This window comes from Pseudoalteromonas phenolica (genome assembly GCF_005886345.1).
Lineage (GTDB): Bacteria > Pseudomonadota > Gammaproteobacteria > Enterobacterales > Alteromonadaceae > Pseudoalteromonas > Pseudoalteromonas phenolica_A.
Map to the genome: position 1 here is coordinate 31,381 of NZ_PNEC01000003.1, position 23,744 is coordinate 55,124.

Sequence of the window (23,744 nt, forward strand, 5' to 3'; positions counted from 1 at the left end):
AAAAGCCCGTAAGGGCTTTTTTTATGTCTATACTTTACTGTTATTAGCTTATTGACCTCTTGAATTCCAAGCTTTATTCACAGAGTGACGCCAAAGCCAGTCAATGCCAAAGTAGCCAACAAGCGCTGCAATTGAAGCACAAATTAAAGAGCCAATCATAAACGCAGGGCCTATGGTAGAAAGGCTTTCTAAAAGCCATTCCCAGCTTGCTTCAAAGTGAAAAGGTTGTGTTTTCTGGCCCAATGCAAATGCACCAACTCTATAAGAGCAATAAAAAATAGGCGGCATGGTAAGCGGATTAGTTAACCAAACTAATGCCACAGATAAGGGTAAGTTGACCCTAAAAGGAATTGCACAAGCTGCAGCTAACACCATTTGAAAAGGAACAGGGATGAAAGCGAAAAATAGACCTACAGAAAAAGCACCACGTGCAGAGCGACGATTGAGATGCCAAAGGTTCGCATCGTGGAGTAAACTGCCAAAAATCTTTAAAGATTTTTGCTGTTTGACCTTATCGTGATCAGGTAAAAATTTTTGGATCGTTTTCTTTGGCATAACAAGCAACCATATACTTCAATGTTGATGTGCTGGGGATTTCTGTACGGCTGTGTTCAAGCGGTATTTTACTTTCACACTTGGCAGTTTTACAGCTCACTGATATTCCTCATCGTAATGAGTTGCTATTTTAAGCCCATTTTGAATCTATTGTTAGGGTTTATTTTTGCTATTTTTGTCGTAGGCATACAATCTGAACTTTTTTATAGCTATAAACCAGACAAAATGGGATTTATCGAAGTCAGTCAAATAAATGGCCTTGTCACAAAAGTAATATCACCACATACAAACTCACTCGTAGAATTAAAATTAATAGAGCTGAATAAGCAAAAAATACCTTTCTATAAAACGATTAAAGCTCAATTAGCGATAAAAGCAGGAGCTGTTGATTTTAAAGAAGGCGACTTTGTTAGTGCAAAGGTTAAGCTAAAAGTTTTTCGCTCACGAAAGAATAAATACAGTTTTGACTCTGAGCTTTATGCTTTTACACAACAAATCTACTTTAAAGGAACAATTGAAGAGCTAGAAAAGAGAACTTCAGCAGTCAAAACTATAAGGCAAAGCTATCGAGATAAAATATGGGACACGTTCAAAGGAAAAGAGTTAAATTGGCTCTTTTATGGATTGAGTACAGGTGATAAATCAAGAACACCCAAAGAAACAAAAGAGCATGTTATAAAACTTGGCATTGGCCATATGCTGGCAATTTCTGGGTTACATGTAGGGATACTGGTTTTCATTTGTTTTTATGTTGTAAAGGGCGCAGCTTGGATGATACTAAATGTGTGCCAGATTAGTTATCAGCGTTTTAATCTTAATAAACTCTACGTCGCTTTGAGTCTATTAATTTCATTTCAGTATATTTATCTGTGTTACTTTCCAGTCTCAGCGATAAGAGCTTGGTTAATGGTTGCGCTGTTTTCGTACATATACCTTTCTAAACGATCTGTTAATTTAGTTCAGATGTTAAGTTATGCTTTAACTTTGGTGTTATTTTTAAACCCGTTTTCATTACTCGAACCCGGTTTATATTTATCCTTTATTGGTTACGCAACCGTAATATGGATTTTAAATAAAACCAAATCTCATGGTTTTTTTTCAAATCCAATAATAAGGTTATTATTGATTCAGTCAGCTTTGTTAATTAGCTTAGCACCACTTAGCATTTACTATTTTAATGGAGTGAGTATTGTTGGTTTGCTTTTTAACTTATGTGTCATTCCATTACTAAGTCTCGTTATTTTTCCATACATCATTATATGTTTATTACTAAACAGTGTATCTATTAATATGGATTTCATGTTTGTTGATTATCTATTGTCACTAGGATTGGATATGACAACTGAATATCTAATCGACTATGCATGGCTAGCTTGGTCTCAGCTAACAATTGAAACTGTCATTTTATTTTACCTGATTGTGACGCTGCTACTAATCAAACATTTCAGGGTATTTTCACTTGTACCAGCATTTTCATTAATTTCTAGCTATTCAGTTTCAAAACCAATATGGCAGGTTGATGTGATGGATGTCGGCCATGGTACATCTGTACTAGTCGCGTCTGATAACCTAGCATTATTGTATGATCTAGGAGCCAAATACTTTAACTTTTATTCACTGTTTGAACGTGTCACTTTACCTGAAATAAAGGCGCGTGGATTAGAGTTAAGGCACACCATTATTAGCCATGATGATAAAGACCACAGTGGAGGCCTCGATGAGCTTTATGCGTTTGATAATTTTGCTTCATTAAGGACATTTCATAACGGAGAACCGCTAAATTTCTGTCATATTAAGAATATAGGAATGAAAAATATAAGTATTCAGACTATTTGGCCTATTGAAAACATGGACTCTGATAACAACAATTCATGTGTAGCTAAAGTGACAGGCCCTAGTGGAAGTATTTTATTAACAGGTGACATTGAATTTGAAGCAGAAAAGCAACTCGTTGAACGATATGGCCAAATATTAAGGTCAGATATCTTACTTGTGCCACACCATGGTAGTAAAACATCTTCAAGTGCTGAATTTCTAGAAACTGTAAAACCTGAGATCGGTTTAATTTCAAGAAATTATTTCTCTCCTTGGCATTTACCCCATAAAACGGTTAAAGAACGCTACTCTTCGCAAAATATAAAATTAATTGACACCGCACTTTCTGGTCAAATCACTATTAATTTCTTTGATGATTATTATGAAGTAGAACAGGCAAGAGAAAAAACTAACTTTTGGGTAAAGCATCGATATCGATTTTAATTAAGAGTTAAAATACTTAACTAGCTTAGAGATAAAGTGGAGCTTCACATAAATGTTCACCATTCGTTGTAACTTTACCCATCGGATTTAACACACTAAAGCGAGTGTAATAACTAGTTTTTTATATAGAGCTGAGGTTATTTGCAGTAGAGCATTTAGTTTTATGCATTTGAGAAGTACAATAACAAGGTTATTAAGTAGTTGAGAGCTTCTATGCAAACCAATGCAAAGCAAATTTATAAACGTCTTTTTTCATATACCTATGATTTCAAATTAGCAGCCATATTTTCAGTCATTGGTATGTTGGGGTATGCGGCGATGGATGCCCAGTTCATTCGCTTAATGCAGCCGTTTATTGATGATGGTTTAACATCAAGAAATACAGAAGTCTTAACTTGGGCCCCCGTGGTTGTTATTGTGCTTGTATTAGGGCGAGGCGTATTTAATTACATGGCTTCTTATTGCTTAAGTTATGTTGGTTCAAGGGTTGTGCAAAAACTAAGACAGCAATTGTTTGAGCATATGCTTTTCTTACCTGTTTCATTTCATGATCAGCACTCTAATGGTGAACTGATATCTAAAATCACATTTGACACTGAACAAGTTCAACAAGCGATTACTAGAGCCCTGCAAGTGATTATCAGAGAGGGTGCGTTTGTTGTTTTCTTACTGTACGTTATGTTCGAAGCGAATTGGAAGTTATCGTCAATATTCTTAACCGTTATTCCGATTGTTGCAGTAATTGTGAGTGTGGTGGCAAAACGCTTTAGAAAAATCTCGAAAAATATTCAAGACGCCATGGGTGGGGTAACTCGTGGCTCTGAACAAATGTTGGCAGGTCATAAAGTGATCCACGGTTATGGTTGTCAAGATAAAGAAATTGCCAATTTCGCCCAAGTAAATAACCAAAACCGTCAGCAACGAGTAAAAATGGATGCAACACGAGCTATCAGTGTGTCTGTTATTCAGTTTTTAGCTGCTGGGGCGATGGCATTAATTTTAGCCATTATCGCAATGCCAAATGTTATCGATACCATTACTTCAGGCACATTTGTGGTTCTTTTGTCATCAATGATGATGATGCTAAAGCCACTAAAACAATTAGCCAATGTCAATGTCGAGTTGCAACGTGGTATTACTGCAGCACAAAGTATCTTTGAAATTTTAGATTTAGACATTGAAAAAGATACGGGCTCACGCGAGCTAAAAAAAGCGCAGGGTGATATTGAAGTTAACAACATTACATTTACTTACCCTACGAAGGGTGAACCGGTTTTAAGTAACTTGTCATTAAAGGTCCGAGCCGGTGAAAGTATCGCGTTAGTTGGTCGCTCTGGCTCTGGTAAGTCAACATTGTCATCTCTGCTTCCTCGTTTCTACGATTTCAAAGAAGGCGAAATTTTATTAGATGGCCATAATATTTCAGATTACCCGCTTAAAGATCTTAGAGCTCAATTTGCCATCGTTTCTCAGCAAGTGGTGTTGTTTAACGATACGCTGGCAAACAATATCTGTTATGGTGCTGATAAGGTTTTATCTGAACAAGAAATTATCGAAATCGCCAAAAAAGCCCATGTTTGGGAGTTTGTAAAAGACTTACCAAAAGGTCTTAACACGGTAGTCGGAGAAAATGGTGTGATGTTGTCTGGTGGTCAAAGACAACGTATTGCAATTGCACGTGCAATCGTTAAAGATGCACCTATTCTAATTCTAGACGAAGCCACATCAGCACTTGATACTGAATCTGAACGTTTAATTCAAGCAGAGCTTGACGAGCTGGTGAAAGAAAAGACCTCTATTGTTATCGCACACAGATTATCGACGATAGAAAATGCCGACTGTATTTATGTGCTAGATAAAGGAAAAGTGATTGAACAGGGCGATCATAAATCGTTACTTGCGCAAAAAGGCACTTATGCTGCCCTTTGCCAAATGCAGTATGGCGAATAAGTATGAACTATATTGAATCATCTTGGTATAAAAAAAAGTCACTGATGACTTGGCTGCTTGCGCCATTAAGTGGTCTTTTTTTTATCCTATCAAGTTTTAGAAAACTCCTGTTTAGGCTCGGTATTGCAAAATCATTTAAGGCTGACATTCCAATCATAGTTGTAGGTAACATTGGTATTGGCGGAAATGGTAAAACTCCGTTTGTATTATGGTTAGTACCACATTTAGAGAGTATGGGGCTAAAAGTAGGTGTGATTAGTCGAGGGTATGGCGCTAAAGCGCCTGCATACCCATATGAATTATCAAGTGCCTCGAGTGTAAAAGAAGCCGGAGATGAACCTTTCTTAATTTACAATCGCTTGCAATGCCCTTTGGTGATAGGTGCAGATAGAGAAGCGAGTTATAAAATACTCAAAGAAAAATACAAAGTAGATGTCATTGTTTCTGATGATGGCATGCAGCATTATAAAATGCCAAGGGCCATTGAGTTTTGTATTATTGACTCAAAAAGGCGTTTCGGAAATGGTTTTTTAATTCCCGCGGGGCCATTACGAGAATTACCTTCGCGTATTAACAGTGTTGATTTAGCGATAGAAAATGGCGGTGATAGTCTCTTATCATATCAGTTAGCGACTTCAGGCTTTTATAGCGTGAAAAATAAAGAGTTTGCTGATAACACACCGAACGAGGGGATTGCTGTCAGTGCCATTGGCTCTCCGAAGCGATTTGAAAAAAGCCTTGAAGCACTTGGTAAAAAGTTGATTGAATGTAAGCATTTCCGTGATCATCATGCCTATACTGAACAAGACTTTATAGAAACAGAATCAAACGCTGTATTTATGACGGAAAAAGATGCCGTAAAATGTCGGCAATTTGCAAAAAATAATTGGTATTACTTAAAAGTAGACGCCACACCAACCAAAGAATTGATTGAAGAGATTAATCAATTATTAAAACAAAAGGGTATTACACATGGCATTTGATAGAAAATTACTTGAGATCATCGCGTGTCCGGTAACAAAAGGAAAGTTACAGTACGATGCAGAAAATAAAGAGTTGATCAGCACAGCGGCTAAGCTTGCATACCCTATAAATGATGATATTCCAGTATTATTAGAAAATGAAGCGCGTGAGCTTTCTGCTGATGAGGTAGAGCAGTGGAATTCGTAGTCGTTATTCCTGCACGTTACGCATCAACCCGTTTACCAGGCAAACCTTTGGCTGATATTTGTGGTAAGCCAATGATCCAAAGAGTTTATGAGCAAGCATGCAAATCAAAAGCTGCTGCGGTTTATATCGCTACAGATCATCAAGCTGTGTTTGAAAGCGCAAAAAACTTTACAGACAATGTATTGATGACCAGAGAAGATCATCAATCTGGTACCGAAAGGTTGTCAGAAGTGGTTGAAAAATTATCACTAGATAGAGACACCATCATTGTAAATGTTCAGGGTGATGAGCCGCTATTAGAATCTGAAAATATCGACCAAGTTGCAGAGCTGTTATTTAACTCTACAGCGCCAATGGCGACTTTAAGTGTGGATTTAGCAGACGAAGAAGAAGTCTATAATCCAAATGCAGTAAAGGTTGTTCAAGATGTGAATAACAACGCGTTATATTTTTCTCGCGCATCAATACCTTTTCAAAGAGACAGCATGTTAGCGAAAAAAGAAGCCATTCCTCTGCAGCATTTTCAAAGGCATGTTGGTATTTACGCTTACAAAGCGGGTTTTATCTCTGAGTATCTTAATCTTGCTGTCTCGCCATTAGAAGTTCAAGAGTCACTTGAACAGTTGCGCGTTTTGTATCACGGTTATCAAATAAAAATCACCAAAGCGTGTAAACCTGTTTATGCCGGTGTTGATACCCCTGACGACTTGATTAGAGTTAATAACATTCTGAGTGGCAATGCTTAAAGTTATTTCTGACGAAGTTGATTTTATCGTTGCAGTAAAACCTGCTGGACTTAGCTTTCACTCTGAGCAAGGCGCGGGTTTCGTTGCGCTTTTAGAAGCGCAGCAAGAATCCAAACTCTACCCGGTTCATAGGTTAGACAAGGTCACCTCTGGATTAATCGTCTTGGCTAAATCTAGCAAAGCAGCGGCTAGCCTAACTGAGTTATTTTCGAATCGATTAGTAGATAAGTTTTATCTAGCTATCACTGAAGGCAAGCCGAAGAAGAAACAAGGCTGGATAAAAGGTGATATGTCAGTGTCCAGGCGTGGTACCTATAAGCTCGAGAAAACATCGAAGAACCCCGCGGTTACACGGTTTTACTCAACAAGTCTCGGTGAAGGGTTACGAGGGGTAATGTTAAAGCCATTCTCTGGTAAAACACACCAGCTGCGAGTGGCAATGAAAAGTATCTCAAGCCCAATATTGGGCGATACTGCTTATACGGCCTCGTCTTCCGATAGGGTATATTTACATGCCTTTGCTTTGTCGTTTCAATGGCAAGGGCAATACAAGTATTTTTCTTATTTGCCTGATACGGGCAAAGAATTTAGTAAACTAGTAACAACAGATGTTTTTCAGCAATGGAAAGCACCTTTGAACTAAGATTGGTAACATGACAGAAGAGCAACAATTACGATTTGGTGGCATCGGCCGTTTATATGGTGCGCAAGCTTTAACCTGGCTAGGTGAAGCACATTTTTGTGTCATTGGAATTGGCGGTGTTGGTAGCTGGGTTGCAGAGTCTCTAGCGCGAACAGGTGTTGGTAAAATCACGCTGATCGATATGGATGATATTTGTGTGACCAATATCAACCGCCAGATCCATGCACTGACTGACTCTGTTGGTGAGCAAAAAATTGAAGCTATGGCCGCGCGTATTCAACAAATTAATCCAGAATGCGATGTTCAGCTAATTGATGATTTTTTAACGCTAGAGAACATTCGTGAATATATTACTGGCTTTGATTATGTTATTGACTGTATCGATGCGGTAAATGAAAAAGCGGCACTCATCGCGCATTGTAAAAGAAATAAAATCCCAGTTATCACAACGGGTGGTGCAGGTGGTCAAATCGATCCAAGTCAAATTTTATATGGTGATGTGGCAAAAACGACACAAGATCCGTTATTGGCTAAAGTTCGTTACTTATTGCGTAAGAAGTATAACTTCACCACGAATCCTAAGCGTAAATTTGCAGTGGACTGTGTATATTCAACTGAGCAATTGGCTTATCCGACAGCTGATGGTGAAGTTTGTCTTACAAAGCAGGGCACTCAGGGGGCAAAGAATATGGACTGCGCAACAGGGTTTGGTTCTGCCACTATGGTCACAGCTAGTTTTGGCTTTTTTGCTTCATCAAAAGCAATAAAAAAATATCTAGAGAAAAAGAAAAAACAGTAGCGGTTTAAAGCCACTGTTTTACTTGCTCATGAATGGTATCAGCAATGGCCTTGATGCCATTTCCTCTTGATGGACTTAAATGTTTGATCAAGCCCAACTGTTCAAACTCATGGTAAGTATTAATATCTAAACTTTGTTCTGGCGTTTTACTTTGGTGCATAAGCATAATTAGTCCCATCAGACCTTTGACAATGCGCGTGTCTGAATCACCAATCAAAACAAGTATTTGTTCATCGCTCAATTCAACTCTCAGCCAGACTTTACTTTCACAGCCTTTAATCAAAACATCGTCTGTTTTTAGCAGCTCAGGCATTTCTGGTAAGCTTTTGCCGAGTAACATGATCTCTCGATACATTAACTGCCAAGATTTTAAATTAGAGAGTTTTTCTTTAAATTCTTTATACGTCATTTTTTAGATTTCAAGTAAGTCAATGGACTCTTTTAATGCGTGAATAAATGCATCAATGTCGTCATGATTATTATAAAAAGCAAGGCTAACACGGATTGTGCCATCGATACCAAGTGACTTCATTAAGGGCTGTGTGCAGTGGTGACCACTGCGTATTGCGATCCCATAGCCATTCAAAAATGTTGCCAGGTCAAAGTGGTGCTCATTTTTATATCTAAAACTCACCGTGCCTATATTATTTTCAGTATCACCATAAATGATAATGCCATTAATACTGCGCAATTGAGTTAGCAAGTAGTCATAAAGCCCTTGTTCGTATTGTTGTAGTTCTTCGTGATCAATTGAATTTAAAAAATCGAGCGCAGCAGAAAAACCAATGACAGCTGAAATATTTGGGGTACCCGCCTCAAATTTGCTTGGTGCATCTTGAAATGATGTATGCTCAAAAGAGACTTCTTTTATCATTTCGCCACCAAACCTTAATGGATTAAGTGCATTTAATAGATCATATTTACCATATAAAACTCCCAATCCTGTCGGTCCTAATGCTTTATGTGCAGAAAACACATAAAAGTCACAGTCAAGTTTACGAAGATCAGGACGAAGATGCATAAAGGCTTGTGCGCCATCAACAACGGTAGTTGCTGCAGCTTTATGAGCAGCTTCAATGATTTTCTCTACAGGTTGAATATTTCCTAAGGCATTTGAAGCGTGGCTTATGGCAACAATTTTTGGTTTCTGTTCGCAAATTAGTTCAACAGATGATTTTATATCTAAAATCCCCGATTCTGTGATAGGTAAAACTTTAAGAATACAGCCTCTTTCTTTACATAATTCTTGCCAAGGTACGATGTTTGCGTGATGTTCCAAAGCAGATACGCATATCACGTCACCTTGGTTTAGCTGCGCTTTAATTCCATTAGCTATAATATTAATGCTATCTGTTGCACCTGATGTCCAAACGACTTCTTTACTATGAACATTTAAAAGATTAGCGACTTTTTCACGGGCTAGCTCAAATGCTGAGGTGGCTTGAGCGCTTAATGTGTGTAAACCTCTGTGTACATTTGCATTTTGCTCGCGATAAAAAGAATCTACAGCCTCGATAACTTGTCTTGGTTTTTGGCTCGTCGCACCTGAATCAAGATAGATAAAAAGTTCTTCATTGTTAGAAGTGTTAAAGATAGGGAACTGTTGTCTAAGTTCAGAGATAGGGCACATACTAAGGAAATTAAGTAAAATTTTGCAAATTATAACAATAAAAAAGGCCGCGAGTGCGGCCTTTTTCAAATCTTAAAGGATTATCTTTCAGATTTTGCTTTGTAGTCGCGCTGTGTGTAGCCAGTGTAAAGCTGACGAGGACGACCAATCTTGTGACCTGGTTGAGAAAGCATCTCATCCCAGTGTGAGATCCAACCAACTGTGCGAGACATTGCAAAAATTACAGTGAACATACTTGTTGGAATACCAATCGCTTTAAGAATGATACCTGAGTAGAAGTCTACGTTAGGGTATAGTTTCTTCTCGATGAAGTATGGGTCTTCAAGCGCAATTTGCTCTAAACGCATAGCAACGTCTAGTAGCGGATCTTGAATGTTAAGCTCTTCAAGTACTTGGTGACACGTTTCACGCATTACTGTTGCACGAGGATCGAAGTTTTTGTAAACACGGTGACCGAAGCCCATTAGACGGAATGGGTCGTTTTTGTCTTTCGCTTTAGCAACATACTCGTCAATACGATCAACTGAACCGATCTCTTCTAACATGTTTAAACATGCTTCGTTTGCACCACCATGAGCAGGGCCCCATAGTGAAGCGATACCAGCAGCGATACATGCATATGGGTTTGCACCAGAAGAACCAGCCAGACGAACAGTAGAAGTTGAAGCGTTTTGTTCGTGATCAGCGTGAAGCATGAAAATACGGTCCATTGCTTTAGCAAGAACAGGGCTTACTTCATACTTTTCAGCTGGTACTGAGAACATCATGTGTAGGAAGTTTTCAGCGTAGCTAAGGTCGTTGCGTGGGTATACAAATGGCTGACCGATGTTGTACTTGTAACACATAGCCGCGATAGTAGGCAGCTTAGCGATTAGTTTAACTGCACTGCGGTGACGCTGTTCAGCATCTGAGATGTCTAAGTCATCATGGTAGAATGAAGAAAGTGCACCAACAACACCGCATAGCATAGCCATTGGGTGTGAATCTACACGGAAACCTTGGAAGAAAGCAGCAATCTTCTCGTGCATCATAGTGTTGGTTGTGATTTCTTCAGCGAACTCAGCATGTTGTTCTTCTGTAGGAAGTTCACCATTAAGAAGTAAGTAGCATAACTCGATGTAGTTTGAGTTCTCAGCTAACTGCTCGATAGGGTAACCACGGTGAAGTAGTACACCTTTACCGCCATCGATGTAGGTAATAGATGACTCACAAGAGCCAGTAGACATAAAACCTGGGTCATATGTGAAGTGGCCGTGAGCGCCTAAGGTACGAACGTCAATTACGTCTTGACCAGCAGTGCCAGAGTAAATTGGAAGTTCGATTGGATCATGACCATCAATATGGACTGTGGCTTTTTTATCTGCCATCTATTTATCTCCTATGAAATAACAATGTCGATTGTTATGTTGTGATACTAATGTTAAGCAAATTCAGATCATTTTAACGTATAACAGGGGTATAAAGTCAATTTTTATAAGGATTATGCAAAAGTGGATAATAAATATTCTACTCGAGTTTAAATATTATACCATTGGCTAATTCGCAAGCTTCTCAATCTAAACAAGAATTGTAAAAGCACTCACGGCCTTATATACTGTATGAGGTTTAATACCATGTCGTCTGTGGGTAAACCTATTTTTACAACAAAAATCCGTTTCTGTTTCAAAAAAGGTTTACTTAGAGTGTGTCATTTATACATTCGGTATAAATGGTTTTATAAAAACAAGTAGATGAAGCTCCTTATGTGGGCAAGATGGGCAAGTAACTGTGAAAAAGCAAAGACCTGTAAATCTAGATCTTACGACTATATCTATGCCAGCAACTGCTAAAGCATCAATCCTTCACCGTATTTCGGGTGTAGCATTGTTCATTGCTTTAACTTTTGTTATCTGGGCTTGGTCTGAGTCTCTTTCTTCTCCTGAAGGGTTTGAATTTGTAAAAGAGCTATTCACTGGCTTTATTGCAAAATTCATTGCATGGGGCACCTTCGCGGCGCTTTCATATCACCTAATCGGTGGTATTCGCCACATGATCCAAGACATGGGTCACTGGGAAGAATTAGAATCGGGCAATAGCAGCGCTAAAATTGCGATTGCACTTTGGGTAATCGTTGCAATTCTAGCTGGAGTGTGGATATGGTCTTAAATCAAGCAACTCTGAAGCGTGATGGTGTACAAGATTATGTATCATTACGTGCTACCGCGTTAATCATTGCAGCATATGCATTATTTATCGTTGGTTATTTATTCATTACCCCTGAACTTACTTATGAAGCTTGGACGGGTTTATTCTCAAACCTTTTCGTTAAAGCAGCAACGTTTATCACCTTAGTGTGCATTATGGTTCACACTCGCATTGGTCTTTGGCAAGTGCTAACAGACTATGTGAAAGCTTCTGCGTTGCGTTCAGTTTTAGGTTTCGTATTAAACCTTATGGCCGTTGCTTACGTAGCAATTGGTCTATTCGTTTTATGGGGTGTTTAAGTGAAATATAATGTTCGTGAATTTGATGCAGTAGTAGTAGGCGCCGGCGGTGCTGGTATGCGTGCTGCTCTTGCGATTTCTGAATCAGGCAAAAGCTGTGCCCTGATCTCAAAAGTATTCCCAACTCGCTCGCATACAGTGTCTGCGCAAGGTGGTATTACAGTTGCTCTTGGTAATTCTCATGAAGATAACTGGGAATGGCACATGTACGATACGGTTAAAGGTTCTGATTACATCGGTGACCAAGACGCTATCGAATACATGACTAAGACAGGTCCAGAAGCTATCACAGAACTTGAGAACATGGGTTTACCATTCTCGCGTTTCGAGAACGGCCGTGTTTACCAACGTCCATTTGGTGGTCAATCTAAAAACTTCGGTGGCGAACAGGCTGCGCGTACTGCAGCAGCAGCTGACCGAACTGGTCACGCACTTCTTCACTGTCTTTACCAACAAAACGTTAAAAACAAAACAAACGTATTCTCTGAGTGGTATGCGTTAGACCTTGTTAAAAATGACAAAGGTGACGTTGTTGGTGTAACAGCAATCTGTATTGAAACAGGTGAAGTTGTTTACTTCAAATCAAAAGCTGTTGTGCTTGCAACAGGCGGTGCTGGTCGTATTTATGCGTCTACAACGAATGCACACATCAACACGGGTGACGGTGTTGGTATGGCAGTTCGTGCTGGTATTGCAATGCAAGACATGGAAATGTGGCAGTTCCACCCAACGGGTATTGCTGGCGCAGGTACACTTGTAACTGAAGGTTGTCGTGGTGAAGGTGGTTACCTTCTTAATAAAGACGGCGAACGCTTCATGGAACGTTATGCGCCTAACGCAAAAGATTTAGCAGGTCGTGACGTTGTTGCTCGTGCAATGATGACAGAGATCCGTGAAGGTCGTGGTTGTGAAGGTCCTTGGGGTCCACACATCAAACTTAAGCTTGATCACCTTGGTGCTGAAATGCTTAACCTACGTCTTCCTGGTGTTTGTGACCTGTCTAAGACATTCGCACACGTTGACCCTGCAGAAGAGCCAATTCCAGTAATCCCAACATGTCACTACATGATGGGTGGTGTACCGACTAACGTAAATGGCCAAGTACTTAACGTGAATGAAAACGGTGACGAGCGCATCGTTGAAGGTCTATTCGCTGTTGGTGAGATTGCATGTGTATCTGTACACGGTGCAAACCGCCTAGGTGGTAACTCACTACTTGACCTTGTTGTATTCGGTCGCGCGGCAGGTAACTTCTTAGGTACCTACTTGAAAGACTTCGAGTCTACAGGTGATGCGACGCAGGATAACATTGACGAAGCATTTGCTCGCTTTAATCGTTGGGAAAACTCTGAACCTGGTAAAGGTGAAGACCCAGCGCAAATCAAGAAAGACTTACAAGAGTGTATGCAGCTTAACTTCTCGGTATTCCGTGAAGGTGACTCAATGGCTGAAGGCCTTGAACAGCTTAAAGCAATTCGTGAGCGTCTTAAGCACGCACGTCTTGACGATAAGTCGTCAGACTTCAACACACAACGTATCGAATGTCTTGAGTTAGACAACCTTATGGAAACTGCATACTCTACAGCAGTAGCTGCAAACTTCCGTACTGAAAGCCGTGGTGCTCACTCTCGCTTTGACTTCCCAGAGCGTGACGATGCAAACTGGCTATGTCACTCATTACATCACCCAGAGTCAGATTCAATGACTAAACGTGATGTAAACTTTGCGCCGACTACGCGTGAAGCATTCCCACCTAAAGCACGTACTTACTAGGAGTTAACGATGGCAACATTAGAATTTTCTGTTTATCGTTATAACCCTGATGTGGACAACGCGCCACGTATGCAGGATTATAAACTCGAGGTAGAAGAAGGCCGTGATATGATGGTTTTGGATGCGCTTTTATTATTAAAAGAGCAAGATCCAACACTTTCTTTCCGTCGTTCTTGCCGTGAAGGTGTATGTGGCTCTGATGGTTTAAACATGAACGGCAAAAACGGCCTTGCATGTATTACTCCGTTATCTGCATTAAAGGGCAACAAAGTTATTTTACGTCCTTTACCAGGTTTACCAGTCATTCGTGACCTTGTTATCGACATGACTCAGTTCTACACTCAATATGAGAAGGTTAAGCCTTTCTTAATTAATGATAAGCCAACAGGTGGTATTGAGCGTCTTCAGAGTGTTGAAGATCGTGAAAAGCTTGATGGTCTTTATGAGTGTATTTTATGTGCTTGTTGTTCAACATCTTGTCCTTCATTCTGGTGGAATCCAGATAAGTTCATCGGTCCTGCAGGTCTATTACACGCTTACCGTTTCTTAGCGGATAGCCGTGATACTGCTACTGAAGAGCGTCTGAAAGATTTAGATGATGCATTTAGCGTATTCCGCTGTCACAGTATCATGAACTGTGTAAGCGTATGTCCAAAAGGCTTAAATCCAACTAAAGCCATTGGTCAGATTAAATCTATGTTGTTAAATCGTTCGGTTTAATCCATAGTTAAATCCACAAGATGGCATCTGCAGATGCCATCTTGTTTTTAGTTTAATTTCTGCGCGAATAAAAAGGGCTAATTAATGCACGAAGGTGTGATGAAGGCATGGCTAGAATCTTCGCATTTATATGGCGGAAACGTAGCTTATGTAGAAGAGCTTTATGAAGCGTATCTAGACGATGCGTCTTCAGTGCCAGAAGAATGGCGTGAGGTGTTTGATCAACTTCCTAAAGTTGATGGTGTGGATGTTGATGTAAAACATTCAGAAGTGAAAGCACAATTTGCTGAACTTGCGAAAAACAAACACAGAGAAGTAGTTGTTGCAGCAGCTGGTACCACAGATGCTAAACAAGTACGTGTACTACAGCTTATCAATGCGTTTAGATTCCGAGGCCATCAAAATGCAAACCTCGATCCGTTAGGTTTGTGGCAACGTGAACGTGTTAGAGATCTAGATTTGTCTTACCATGATCTAGACAATGCTGACTTAGACAAAGAATTTAACGTTGGCTCTTTTGCTTGTGGCAAAGAGACAATGAAACTAAAAGAATTGTATGCAGCCTTGAAAACCACATACTGTGGTTCTGTTGGTGCTGAATACATGCATATCACTTCTACAGAAGAAAAACGTTGGTTACAAAAACGTTTAGAATCAACCTTCTCACAGCCTCAATTTAGCAAAGAAACTAAACTTAGAATTCTTAAAGGTCTAATTGCAGCTGATGGTCTTGAAAAGTATTTAGGTGCAAAATTCCCTGGTGCAAAACGCTTCTCTTTAGAAGGTGGTGATGCATTAGTACCTATGCTTAAAGAGCTTATTCATCGTGCAGGTGAAAGCGGCCAAGAAGAAGCTGTAATTGGTATGGCACACCGTGGTCGCTTGAACGTTCTTGTAAACGTACTAGGTAAAAATCCACAGGTTCTTTTCGATGAGTTTGCTGGTAAATACGGTGAACTAGCAGGTTCCGGTGATGTTAAGTATCACATGGGTTATTCGTCTGACTTCGCTACCAATGGTGGTGATGTTCATATGGCGCTTGCATTCAACCCATCTCACCTTGAAATCGTTAATCCTGTAGTAATGGGGTCAGTAAGAGCACGTCTTGACCGTTTAGGATGTAAGAATGGTTCTAAAGCACTGCCTATTACTATTCACGGTGACTCTGCAATTGCTGGTCAAGGTGTTGTTCAGGAAACATTCAACTTATCACAAACACGCGCATTTGGTGTTGGAGGTACAGTTCGAATCGTTGTAAATAACCAGGTAGGCTTCACAACATCTAAGCAAGAAGATGTGCGTTCTACAGACTATTGTACTGACATCGCTAAGATGGTTCAGGCACCAATCTTCCATGTGAATTCTGATGACCCAGAAGCAGTTGCGTTTGTAACTCAGCTAGCGCTTGATTTCCGTAATCAGTTTAAACGCGATGTTGTTATTGACTTAGTTTGTTACCGTCGTCACGGTCACAACGAAGCTGATGAGCCGAATGCAACTCAGCCACTGATGTATCAAAAGATCAAAAAGCACCCAGTTCCTCGTCAGCTTTATGCAGACAAACTAGCTGCTGAAGGTGTGATTTCTGCTGATGAGTCAAAAGCGCTTGCGAATGAATACCGAAATGGCTTAGACAACGGTGTATGTGTTGTTGAAGAAGTTAAAGAAGAAACTAAGCACTCGTCTGATTGGTCTAAGTTTGTAGGTCATGATTGGGATGTAGCTTATGATCCGAAACTATCTGTTGAGAAGCTGAAAGAGCTTGGTAATGTGCTTGCTGCTTATCCAGAAAACCACAAAGCACAGTCTCGTGTTAAGAAAATTTATGACGACCGTAAAGCAATGGCGAGCGGTGATAAATTACTAGACTGGGGTATGGCTGAATCTTTAGCGTATGCAACTTTAGTTGATGAAGGCACAGATGTTCGTATGACTGGTCAGGATTCTGGCCGTGGTACTTTCTTCCACCGTCATGCTGTTGTTCACAACCAAGAAGATGCATCTGTTTACCTACCTCTACAGAATATCCGTGAAGGTCAGGGCGCATTTGAAGTTTACGACTCAGTTTTATCTGAAGAAGCTGTATTAGCGTTTGAATATGGTTATGCAACAGCAGAGCCTACTTCACTTGTTCTTTGGGAAGCTCAGTTTGGTGACTTCGCTAACGGTGCTCAGGTTGTATTTGACCAGTTCTTAAGTTCAGGTGAGCAAAAATGGGGTCGTTTATGCGGTTTAACTATGCTTCTACCTCATGGCTACGAAGGTCAAGGTCCAGAGCACAGTTCTGCACGTTTAGAGCGTTACCTACAACTATGTGCTGACCATAATATGCAGGTGTGTGTTCCTTCAACACCAGCGCAAGTTTATGCAATGCTTCGTCGTCAATCAGTTCGTCCTTTACGTCGTCCATTGATTGTAATGACACCTAAATCACTATTACGTCATCCTCTAGCTGTTTCTTCTCTAAAAGAGCTTTCGGAAGGTGTTTTCCACAATATGATTGATGAGATTGACGATATCAATCCTGAAAATGTTGAAAGAGTGGTTTTCTGTAGTGGTAAAGTTTATTACGAACTACTGCAAGAGCGTCGTAAGCTTGAATTAAACAATGTTGCTATTGTTCGTGTTGAACAGCTATATCCTTTCCCTCATCAGGAAATGGAAGACATCATGTCTCGCTATCAACATGTTAAAGATTTTGTATGGTGTCAAGAAGAGCCACAAAACCAAGGTGCTTGGTATTGTTCTCAACACCACTTCTGGGAAGCAATCCCAGCAGGTGCAAATCTTTCTTACGCAGGACGTAAGGCTTCAGCTGCTCCAGCATGTGGTTATATGTCTACTCATACTAAAGAACAAAACGCGTTAGTTGCTGACGCATTAACAATTAAGAAATAAGGGATAAGAGATGACAACCGAAATTAAGGTTCCAGTTCTTCCTGAGTCAGTAGCAGACGCTACTGTCGCGACTTGGCATGTTAAAGTTGGTGACGCTGTATCACGCGACCAAAACTTAGTTGACATCGAAACTGACAAAGTTGTTCTAGAGGTAGTTGCACCAGAAGATGGTGTAATTGTATCTATTTCAGAAGATGAAGGCGCAACTGTATTAGGCGAGCAAGTGATTGCTCAACTTGGTGCTGCTGGCGAAGCCGCTGCACCAGCTCAACAATCAAATGAACAAGCTGCACCAGTAGCTGCTGCAGCAACAGAAGGTAAAGACGTGGAAATTAAAGTACCTGTACTTCCAGAATCTGTAGCAGACGCTACAATTGCAACTTGGCATGTTCAACCTGGTGAAGCGGTAAGCCGTGACCAGAACCTTGTTGATATTGAAACAGACAAGGTTGTACTAGAAGTTGTTGCACCTGAAGACGGTGTGATGGGTGAGCAGACCCATGCTGAAGGTGAAACTGTACTTGGCGAACAAGTGATTGGTAATATCGTTGTTGGCGCTTCTGCTCCAGCGGCGGCACCTGCTGCTGAAGCTGCACCAGCTTCTGTTGAGTCTTCAGACGTATTAACACCTTCAGTTCGTCGTTTAATCGCTGAAAAAGGCCTTGACGCTTCACAGATCAAAGGTTCTGGTAAAGGCGGTCGTATCACTAAAGAAGATGTTGATGCATTCCTTAAAGCACCAGCGGCTAAGCCTACTGCAGCACCAGCCGCAGCATCTGCACCTTTAGGTGACCGTTCACAGAAACGTGTACCAATGACGCGTCTTCGTAAGACAATTGCTAACCGTCTTCTTGAAGCTAAGAACTCAACTGCAATGCTTACTACGTTCAACGAAGTTAACATGAAGCCAATCATGGACCTTCGTAAGCAATACAAAGACGTATTTGAAGAGCGTCACGGTATCCGTTTAGGTTTCATGTCTTTCTATGTGAAAGCAGTAACTGAAGCACTTAAGCGTTTCCCTGAAGTAAATGCGTCAATCGACGGTGATGACATTGTTTACCACAACTATTTTGATATCAGCATCGCTGTTTCTACTCCACGTGGTCTAGTTACACCAGTACTTCGTGACTGTGACAAGCTTTCAGTGGCTGAAATCGAGAAGGGTATTCGTGAATTAGCACTTAAAGGTCGTGACGGCAAACTAACTGTCGACGATATGACAGGCGGTAACTTCACTATCACAAATGGTGGTGTATTCGGTTCATTACTTTCTACACCTATCATCAACTTACCTCAGTCTTCAATTCTTGGTATGCACAAAATCCAAGAGCGTCCTATGGCTGTAAATGGTAAAGTTGAAATTTTACCTATGATGTACCTAGCGCTTTCTTACGACCATCGTCAAATCGATGGTAAAGAATCAGTAGGTTTCTTGGTAACAATTAAGGAACTTCTTGAAGATCCAACGCGTCTTCTACTAGACGTATAATCGTTATTGTTTAGATATTAAGCTGTATGACACATCATACAGCTTTTTTTTTGCGGCTTTGGTCTAACTAGGGTTTTCATACTTAGCCTTGGGATCTATACTAGGGTCGCAATTTGGGATAGCTATTTATTAAATGTAGATAGCTTTAATAGTATAAGAAATTGGATAAAGCATCATGAATTTGCATGAGTATCAGGCAAAACAACTTTTTGCCGACTATGGTTTACCTGTATCTGAAGGTTTTGCTTGTGATACACCACAAGAAGCAGTTGAAGCTGCTGGTAAAATCGGTGGTGACAAGTGGGTTGTTAAATGTCAAGTGCACGCAGGTGGACGTGGTAAAGCTGGCGGTGTAAAACTTGCTGACAGCAAAGACGAAATCCGCGCATTCGCAGAAAACTGGTTAGGTAAAAACTTAGTAACTTACCAAACAGACGAAAAAGGTCAGCCAGTTGCTAAAATCTTAGTAGAAAGCTGCACTGATATTGCAAATGAATTATACCTAGGTGCTGTTGTAGACCGTGCTTCACGTAAAATCGTGTTCATGGCTTCAACTGAAGGCGGTGTTGAAATCGAGCAAGTTGCTGAAGAAACACCAGAACTAATTCACAAAGCAGAAATCGATCCACTTGTAGGCCCTCAGGCATACCAAGGTCGTGAGCTAGGCTTCAAGCTAGGTCTAACTCCTGTACAAATCAAACAGTTCACTAATATCTTCCTAGGTCTTGCGAACATGTTCATCGATCACGATTTCGCACTTCTTGAAATCAACCCTCTAGTGATCACAGACGCTGGTAACCTTCACTGTCTAGACGGTAAGATCGGTGTAGACGGTAACGCATTATTCCGTCAGCCTAAGATTCGTGAATTCCACGATCCTTCACAAGAAGACGCGCGTGAAGCTCATGCAGCAAGCTTCGAGCTTAACTACGTTGCGCTAGACGGTAACGTTGGTTGTATGGTTAACGGTGCAGGCCTTGCAATGGGTACTATGGACATCGTAAACCTACACGGTGGTAAGCCAGCTAACTTCCTAGATGTTGGTGGCGGCGCTACTAAAGAACGTGTTGCTGAAGCATTCAAGATCATTCTTTCTGATGACAATGTTAAAGCAGTTCTAGTTAACATCTTCGGTGGTATCGTACGTTGTGACATGATCGCAGAAGGTATCATTGGTGCTGTTAAAGAAGTTGGTGTAAACGTACCAGTTGTTGTACGTCTTGAAGGTACTAACTCTGAACTAGGTCGTGAAGTTCTTGCTAACTCTGATCTTGACATCATTGCAGCTGAGTCTCTAACTGACGCTGCTGAGAAAGTAGTTGCTGCTGCGGAGGGCAAATAATGTCTGTTTTAATTAACAAAGATACTAAAGTAATCTGTCAAGGTTTCACTGGTGGTCAAGGTACTTTCCACTCAGAGCAAGCTATCCAGTACGGTACACAGATGGTAGGTGGTGTTTCACCAGGTAAAGGTGGTACAACTCACCTAGGTCTTCCTGTATTCAACACTGTACGTGAAGCTGTAGAAACTACTGGCGCAACTGCTTCAGTTATCTACGTTCCAGCTGCGTTCTGTAAAGATGCTATCTTAGAAGCAATCGATGCTGGTATCCAGCTGATCGTTTGTATCACAGAAGGTATCCCTACACTAGACATGGTTGACGTGAAAGAGAAGCTTGAGCAAACTGGCGTTCGTATGATCGGTCCTAACTGCCCAGGTGTTATCACTCCAGGTGAAACTAAAATCGGTATCATGCCTGGTCACATCCACAAGCCAGGTAAAGTAGGTATCGTATCACGTTCTGGTACGCTTACTTACGAAGCAGTTAAGCAGACAACTGACGCTGGTTTTGGTCAATCAACGTGTGTTGGTATCGGTGGTGACCCAATCCCAGGTACTAACTTCATCGACGTACTTGAGATGTTCGAGAAAGACGAGCAAACTGAAGCTATCGTAATGATCGGTGAGATTGGTGGTACAGCTGAAGAAGAAGCCGCTGAGTACATCAAGCACAACGTAACTAAGCCAGTTGTTTCTTACATCGCTGGTGTTACAGCTCCTCCAGGTAAGCGCATGGGCCACGCTGGTGCAATTATCTCTGGTGGTAAAGGTACAGCTGACGAGAAGTTCGCTGCACTAGAAGCTGCAGGTGTTAAGACTGTTCGTTCACTAGCTGACATCGGTGTTGCACTTAAAGAAAAAGCTGGTTGGTAATCTAACCTTGCTTGAAAAAGGCTCCTGAGGGAGCCTTTTTTGTATTTAAATTTCGATAGCTAGAAGCTAGAAGCTAGAAGCTAGGAATGTAAAATAAAGTTTAAATTTGTTCTTCTTCACGAAGTGTGAGTACTTCAAAGCCGTCTTTTGTGACAAGAATAGTGTGTTCAGCTTGTGCGGAAAGCTTTCTATCTTTGGTGACTACAGTCCAACCATCTTTCTTTGTTTTAACGCGAGCTGTGCCTTGGTTGATCATAGGTTCAATGGTGAAAGTCATGCCTTCTTTTAAAGTTAGGCCAGTGTTAGGGCTTCCATAGTGTAAAACATTTGGCTCTTCATGCATTTCTCGGCCTATACCGTGGCCGCAATACTCTTTTACAACCGTGTAGCCAAATTTACTCACATAACTTTGTATTGCAAATCCAATGTCACCGAGCTTTGCACCAGGTTTAACGGTTTGTATACCTAACCACATCGCTTCTGTTGTGACTTTGACTAATGCTCTAGCATCAGGTTTAGCATCTGGCATGACATACATTTTGCTTGAGTCTGTGATAAAACCATTTTTCTCTAAGGTAATGTCGATATTGACGATATCTGTGCTTTTTAAAATTTGGCTTGCACTAGGTACGCCGTGACAGACTACTTCGTTAACTGAGCTATTGAGACAATACTGATAGCCGTATTGGCCTTTTGAAGCAGGGCGCGCCTTTAATTTATTAACGATATAGCTTTCTACTTGCGAATCTATATCGAGCGTTGAAACACCGGGCTTGATGAAGTCATCGAGTATTTTGAACACTTGGGCGAGCAACTTGCCTGATTCTCGCATCAGTGCAATCTCATCTACCGATTTAATGGTAACTTCATTCATTCAGTGACGCCTCTTTTTGTCGTTGTAACACGAGCTCTTGTTGAATTAAATCGTTAAATGTTTTGTCAGGATGCATTTCGCATAAGCGACCGATTTTTATCCAAAATTCGGCTTGTGAGTTGATAGAGCGAGACATAACTGACGACGTTGTACGAATTTCTTCGTGTAGGTCATCTGATATTTTTACAATACCCATTATATATTCCATATATAAAACATATATGCATTGTATATCGTAAAATAAAAAAAGGAAGCGAATGCTTCCTTTGGTTTGCTTAACATTACATCTAAAATGCTTTTTTAACTTTTTGCTATTTTTCTAATCCAAATGGGTCATCAATACTATGACTTGGCTCAGTAAACCATTTAGGGCCGTTTTCCGTCATATAGAAATGATCTTCAAGGCGAATACCAAACTCATCTGGGATCACTAGCATAGGTTCGTTACTAAAACACATACCTGGGGCTAATAGTTGTGGGTTATTCTTTACAAGGTAAGGCCATTCATGAATATCTAAGCCAATACCATGGCCTGTTCTGTGTGGACACCCAGGTGTTTGATAATCAGGACCAAGATCAACTGACGCTAAATAATCTCTTGCCGCTTTATCTACATCGCCACATGTATTATCGATTTGTGCCGCTTCAAATGCAGCGGCTTGCGCATTCTTCTCATGTTGCCACATTGTTCTTTGGCGTTCAGTTACTTCGCCAAATACAAATGTGCGGGTGATATCCGATAGGTAATCATGTACTTTACAGCCAGTATCAATCAGAACCACATCACCTTCTTTTAATGTTTGCGGATCTTTCACACCATGAGGAAACGAGCTTGCTTTACCAAACAGTACTATGACGAAGTAGTTTCCTGATGGGGCGCCCACTTTTTTATGGGCTTCGTTGATGAAGGCTTCAACTTCTGTCGTGGTGATCCCTTCATGCAACATGCTCGCTGTTGCTTTATGTACTTCTAAAGTCATGTCCATAGCACGTTGAATAAGCTTTAATTCGTTTTCTGATTTGTGCATACGGCAATGTGCAGTGACTTCTTTACCGTTAATTAGCTTAAGAGAAGGAGCAAGGTTACGAATACCATCAAAAATGAAAAACGCCGCACTTTCATCAATGCCAACTTTAGCATCAGAGCCAATGCCATGCTGTTCAAGTACGTTTAAGAATAATTGGTAAGGGCTCTGTTCTTCTTGCCAGCCGTGAATTGGACCTTCAACGACTTGGTAGTCTAATAGTGTGCCAATTTCGAAATAAGGCGCGATGAATTGCACATCGCCTTTTGCTGGCAAAATAGCACCAACCATGCGTTCACTGGCATACCACTGCATACCTGTGAAGTATTTTAAATTCGTGCCTGCATTCAAATATAAAGCTGCAATATCGTTGTCTTGCATATAGCGCTGCGCTTTTTTAATACGCTGCTGGTATTCTTCGATGCTAATTGGCTTTAAGTCATGAGTCATATTTTGTAATGACTCTAAAGCTTCTTGTTTGGTTTTCGTACCAACGCCTAATGGCTTCATATT

Annotated in this window: 22 protein-coding genes; 15 read left to right on the forward strand and 7 right to left on the reverse strand. The window is 40.7% G+C overall.

The annotated features are described in order from the left end of the window. Positions 1–48: 48 nt before the first annotated feature. The gene (locus CWB72_RS01595; protein WP_138628752.1) at positions 49–555 is read right to left on the reverse strand and encodes a DUF2062 domain-containing protein; all 507 of its coding nucleotides are present in this window, start codon (positions 553–555) and stop codon (positions 49–51) included. Between the two features lie 27 nt (positions 556–582). On the opposite strand from CWB72_RS01595, the gene CWB72_RS01600 reads away from it, so the two are divergent. From CWB72_RS01600 to tcdA, 7 genes are all read left to right on the forward strand, one after another. Beyond that, the gene (locus CWB72_RS01600) at positions 583–2,814 is read left to right on the forward strand and encodes a DNA internalization-related competence protein ComEC/Rec2 (RefSeq protein ID WP_289508435.1); all 2,232 of its coding nucleotides are present in this window, start codon (positions 583–585) and stop codon (positions 2,812–2,814) included. 213 nt (positions 2,815–3,027) lie between these two features. After that, positions 3,028–4,764, forward strand: a complete 1,737-nt coding sequence (gene msbA / locus CWB72_RS01605; RefSeq protein WP_138628756.1) for a lipid A export permease/ATP-binding protein MsbA — start codon at positions 3,028–3,030, stop codon at positions 4,762–4,764. Between the two features lie 2 nt (positions 4,765–4,766). Beyond that, positions 4,767–5,747 (forward strand): tetraacyldisaccharide 4'-kinase, encoded by a 981-nt coding sequence (lpxK, locus tag CWB72_RS01610; RefSeq protein ID WP_138628758.1) that lies wholly within the window; start codon positions 4,767–4,769, stop codon positions 5,745–5,747. Then, the gene (locus CWB72_RS01615) at positions 5,737–5,934 is read left to right on the forward strand and encodes a Trm112 family protein (RefSeq protein ID WP_130253800.1); all 198 of its coding nucleotides are present in this window, start codon (positions 5,737–5,739) and stop codon (positions 5,932–5,934) included. The genes lpxK and CWB72_RS01615 overlap by 11 nt, the downstream gene beginning before the upstream one ends. Continuing rightward, entirely contained in the window at positions 5,922–6,680 is a 759-nt protein-coding gene (gene kdsB / locus CWB72_RS01620; RefSeq protein ID WP_138628760.1) for a 3-deoxy-manno-octulosonate cytidylyltransferase, read from the forward strand. The genes CWB72_RS01615 and kdsB overlap by 13 nt, the downstream gene beginning before the upstream one ends. Then, positions 6,673–7,323, forward strand: coding sequence for a pseudouridine synthase (locus CWB72_RS01625; protein ID WP_171037197.1), 651 nt, complete (start codon positions 6,673–6,675; stop codon positions 7,321–7,323). The genes kdsB and CWB72_RS01625 overlap by 8 nt, the downstream gene beginning before the upstream one ends. Positions 7,324–7,333: 10 nt before the next feature. After that, the gene (gene tcdA, locus CWB72_RS01630; RefSeq protein ID WP_138628764.1) at positions 7,334–8,122 is read left to right on the forward strand and encodes a tRNA cyclic N6-threonylcarbamoyladenosine(37) synthase TcdA; all 789 of its coding nucleotides are present in this window, start codon (positions 7,334–7,336) and stop codon (positions 8,120–8,122) included. 4 nt (positions 8,123–8,126) lie between these two features. On the opposite strand, the gene CWB72_RS01635 is transcribed toward tcdA, so the two are convergent. The 3 genes from CWB72_RS01635 to CWB72_RS01645 form a co-directional block, all read right to left on the reverse strand. After that, entirely contained in the window at positions 8,127–8,531 is a 405-nt protein-coding gene (locus CWB72_RS01635; protein ID WP_138628766.1) for a SufE family protein, read from the reverse strand. 3 nt (positions 8,532–8,534) lie between these two features. Beyond that, the gene (locus CWB72_RS01640; protein ID WP_138628768.1) at positions 8,535–9,752 is read right to left on the reverse strand and encodes an aminotransferase class V-fold PLP-dependent enzyme; all 1,218 of its coding nucleotides are present in this window, start codon (positions 9,750–9,752) and stop codon (positions 8,535–8,537) included. Between the two features lie 80 nt (positions 9,753–9,832). Further along, positions 9,833–11,119: a citrate synthase gene (locus tag CWB72_RS01645; protein WP_130253794.1), complete on the reverse strand. Its 1,287-nt coding sequence runs from the start codon at positions 11,117–11,119 to the stop codon at positions 9,833–9,835. A 400-nt stretch (positions 11,120–11,519) separates the two neighbouring features. Here CWB72_RS01645 and sdhC point away from each other — a divergent pair, with 400 nt between their 5' ends. The 8 genes from sdhC to sucD all read left to right on the forward strand — a co-directional run bounded on the left by sdhC (position 11,520) and on the right by sucD (position 21,332). Further along, entirely contained in the window at positions 11,520–11,897 is a 378-nt protein-coding gene (gene sdhC / locus CWB72_RS01650; RefSeq protein WP_058029933.1) for a succinate dehydrogenase, cytochrome b556 subunit, read from the forward strand. Further along, positions 11,888–12,235 carry a succinate dehydrogenase, hydrophobic membrane anchor protein gene (sdhD, locus tag CWB72_RS01655; RefSeq protein ID WP_138568388.1) on the forward strand — a complete coding sequence of 116 codons (348 nt, stop codon included), beginning with the start codon at positions 11,888–11,890 and terminating at the stop codon, positions 12,233–12,235. Before sdhC ends, sdhD begins: the two co-directional genes overlap by 10 nt. Beyond that, positions 12,236–14,008: a succinate dehydrogenase flavoprotein subunit gene (sdhA, locus tag CWB72_RS01660; protein ID WP_138568389.1), complete on the forward strand. Its 1,773-nt coding sequence runs from the start codon at positions 12,236–12,238 to the stop codon at positions 14,006–14,008. A gap of 9 nt (positions 14,009–14,017) precedes the next feature. Continuing rightward, positions 14,018–14,728: a succinate dehydrogenase iron-sulfur subunit gene (locus CWB72_RS01665; RefSeq protein ID WP_058029930.1), complete on the forward strand. Its 711-nt coding sequence runs from the start codon at positions 14,018–14,020 to the stop codon at positions 14,726–14,728. 84 nt (positions 14,729–14,812) lie between these two features. After that, a complete protein-coding gene (locus CWB72_RS01670) occupies positions 14,813–17,626 on the forward strand; it encodes a 2-oxoglutarate dehydrogenase E1 component (protein ID WP_138628770.1) in 2,814 nt (937 codons plus the stop codon). Between the two features lie 10 nt (positions 17,627–17,636). Beyond that, positions 17,637–19,118, forward strand: a complete 1,482-nt coding sequence (gene odhB / locus CWB72_RS01675; protein ID WP_138628771.1) for a 2-oxoglutarate dehydrogenase complex dihydrolipoyllysine-residue succinyltransferase — start codon at positions 17,637–17,639, stop codon at positions 19,116–19,118. A gap of 175 nt (positions 19,119–19,293) precedes the next feature. Continuing rightward, entirely contained in the window at positions 19,294–20,460 is a 1,167-nt protein-coding gene (sucC, locus tag CWB72_RS01680; protein WP_130253789.1) for an ADP-forming succinate--CoA ligase subunit beta, read from the forward strand. Further along, positions 20,460–21,332, forward strand: coding sequence for a succinate--CoA ligase subunit alpha (sucD, locus tag CWB72_RS01685; protein ID WP_058029926.1), 873 nt, complete (start codon positions 20,460–20,462; stop codon positions 21,330–21,332). The genes sucC and sucD overlap by 1 nt, the downstream gene beginning before the upstream one ends. 100 nt (positions 21,333–21,432) lie before the next feature. On the opposite strand, the gene map is transcribed toward sucD, so the two are convergent. The 3 genes from map to CWB72_RS01700 form a co-directional block, all read right to left on the reverse strand. Then, positions 21,433–22,206, reverse strand: a complete 774-nt coding sequence (map, locus tag CWB72_RS01690) for a type I methionyl aminopeptidase (protein WP_138628773.1) — start codon at positions 22,204–22,206, stop codon at positions 21,433–21,435. Next, the gene (locus CWB72_RS01695) at positions 22,199–22,402 is read right to left on the reverse strand and encodes a ParD-like family protein (protein WP_138628775.1); all 204 of its coding nucleotides are present in this window, start codon (positions 22,400–22,402) and stop codon (positions 22,199–22,201) included. The genes map and CWB72_RS01695 overlap by 8 nt, the downstream gene beginning before the upstream one ends. Positions 22,403–22,517: 115 nt before the next feature. Further along, complete coding sequence (locus CWB72_RS01700) at positions 22,518–23,741, reverse strand: M24 family metallopeptidase (protein WP_138628777.1); 1,224 nt, start codon at positions 23,739–23,741, stop codon at positions 22,518–22,520. Positions 23,742–23,744 lie beyond the last annotated feature (3 nt).

What these genes read in the sequence shown, in the direction of transcription:
- CWB72_RS01635 (WP_138628766.1), bottom strand. Translation starts at nt 8,531, where the DNA reads ATGACGTATAAAGAATTTAAAGAAAAACTCTCTAATTTAAAATCTTGG.
- msbA (WP_138628756.1), top strand. Translation starts at nt 3,028, where the DNA reads ATGCAAACCAATGCAAAGCAAATTTATAAACGTCTTTTTTCATATACC.
- map (WP_138628773.1), bottom strand. Translation starts at nt 22,206, where the DNA reads ATGAATGAAGTTACCATTAAATCGGTAGATGAGATTGCACTGATGCGA.
- CWB72_RS01625 (WP_171037197.1), top strand. Translation starts at nt 6,673, where the DNA reads ATGCTTAAAGTTATTTCTGACGAAGTTGATTTTATCGTTGCAGTAAAA.
- CWB72_RS01665 (WP_058029930.1), top strand. Translation starts at nt 14,018, where the DNA reads ATGGCAACATTAGAATTTTCTGTTTATCGTTATAACCCTGATGTGGAC.
- CWB72_RS01645 (WP_130253794.1), bottom strand. Translation starts at nt 11,119, where the DNA reads ATGGCAGATAAAAAAGCCACAGTCCATATTGATGGTCATGATCCAATC.
- lpxK (WP_138628758.1), top strand. Translation starts at nt 4,767, where the DNA reads ATGAACTATATTGAATCATCTTGGTATAAAAAAAAGTCACTGATGACT.
- CWB72_RS01600 (WP_289508435.1), top strand. Translation starts at nt 583, where the DNA reads ATGTGCTGGGGATTTCTGTACGGCTGTGTTCAAGCGGTATTTTACTTT.
- tcdA (WP_138628764.1), top strand. Translation starts at nt 7,334, where the DNA reads ATGACAGAAGAGCAACAATTACGATTTGGTGGCATCGGCCGTTTATAT.
- sucD (WP_058029926.1), top strand. Translation starts at nt 20,460, where the DNA reads ATGTCTGTTTTAATTAACAAAGATACTAAAGTAATCTGTCAAGGTTTC.
- CWB72_RS01670 (WP_138628770.1), top strand. Translation starts at nt 14,813, where the DNA reads ATGCACGAAGGTGTGATGAAGGCATGGCTAGAATCTTCGCATTTATAT.
- CWB72_RS01615 (WP_130253800.1), top strand. Translation starts at nt 5,737, where the DNA reads ATGGCATTTGATAGAAAATTACTTGAGATCATCGCGTGTCCGGTAACA.
- CWB72_RS01700 (WP_138628777.1), bottom strand. Translation starts at nt 23,741, where the DNA reads ATGAAGCCATTAGGCGTTGGTACGAAAACCAAACAAGAAGCTTTAGAG.
- CWB72_RS01595 (WP_138628752.1), bottom strand. Translation starts at nt 555, where the DNA reads ATGCCAAAGAAAACGATCCAAAAATTTTTACCTGATCACGATAAGGTC.
- CWB72_RS01695 (WP_138628775.1), bottom strand. Translation starts at nt 22,402, where the DNA reads ATGGGTATTGTAAAAATATCAGATGACCTACACGAAGAAATTCGTACA.
- sdhD (WP_138568388.1), top strand. Translation starts at nt 11,888, where the DNA reads ATGGTCTTAAATCAAGCAACTCTGAAGCGTGATGGTGTACAAGATTAT.
- sucC (WP_130253789.1), top strand. Translation starts at nt 19,294, where the DNA reads ATGAATTTGCATGAGTATCAGGCAAAACAACTTTTTGCCGACTATGGT.
- CWB72_RS01640 (WP_138628768.1), bottom strand. Translation starts at nt 9,752, where the DNA reads ATGTGCCCTATCTCTGAACTTAGACAACAGTTCCCTATCTTTAACACT.
- odhB (WP_138628771.1), top strand. Translation starts at nt 17,637, where the DNA reads ATGACAACCGAAATTAAGGTTCCAGTTCTTCCTGAGTCAGTAGCAGAC.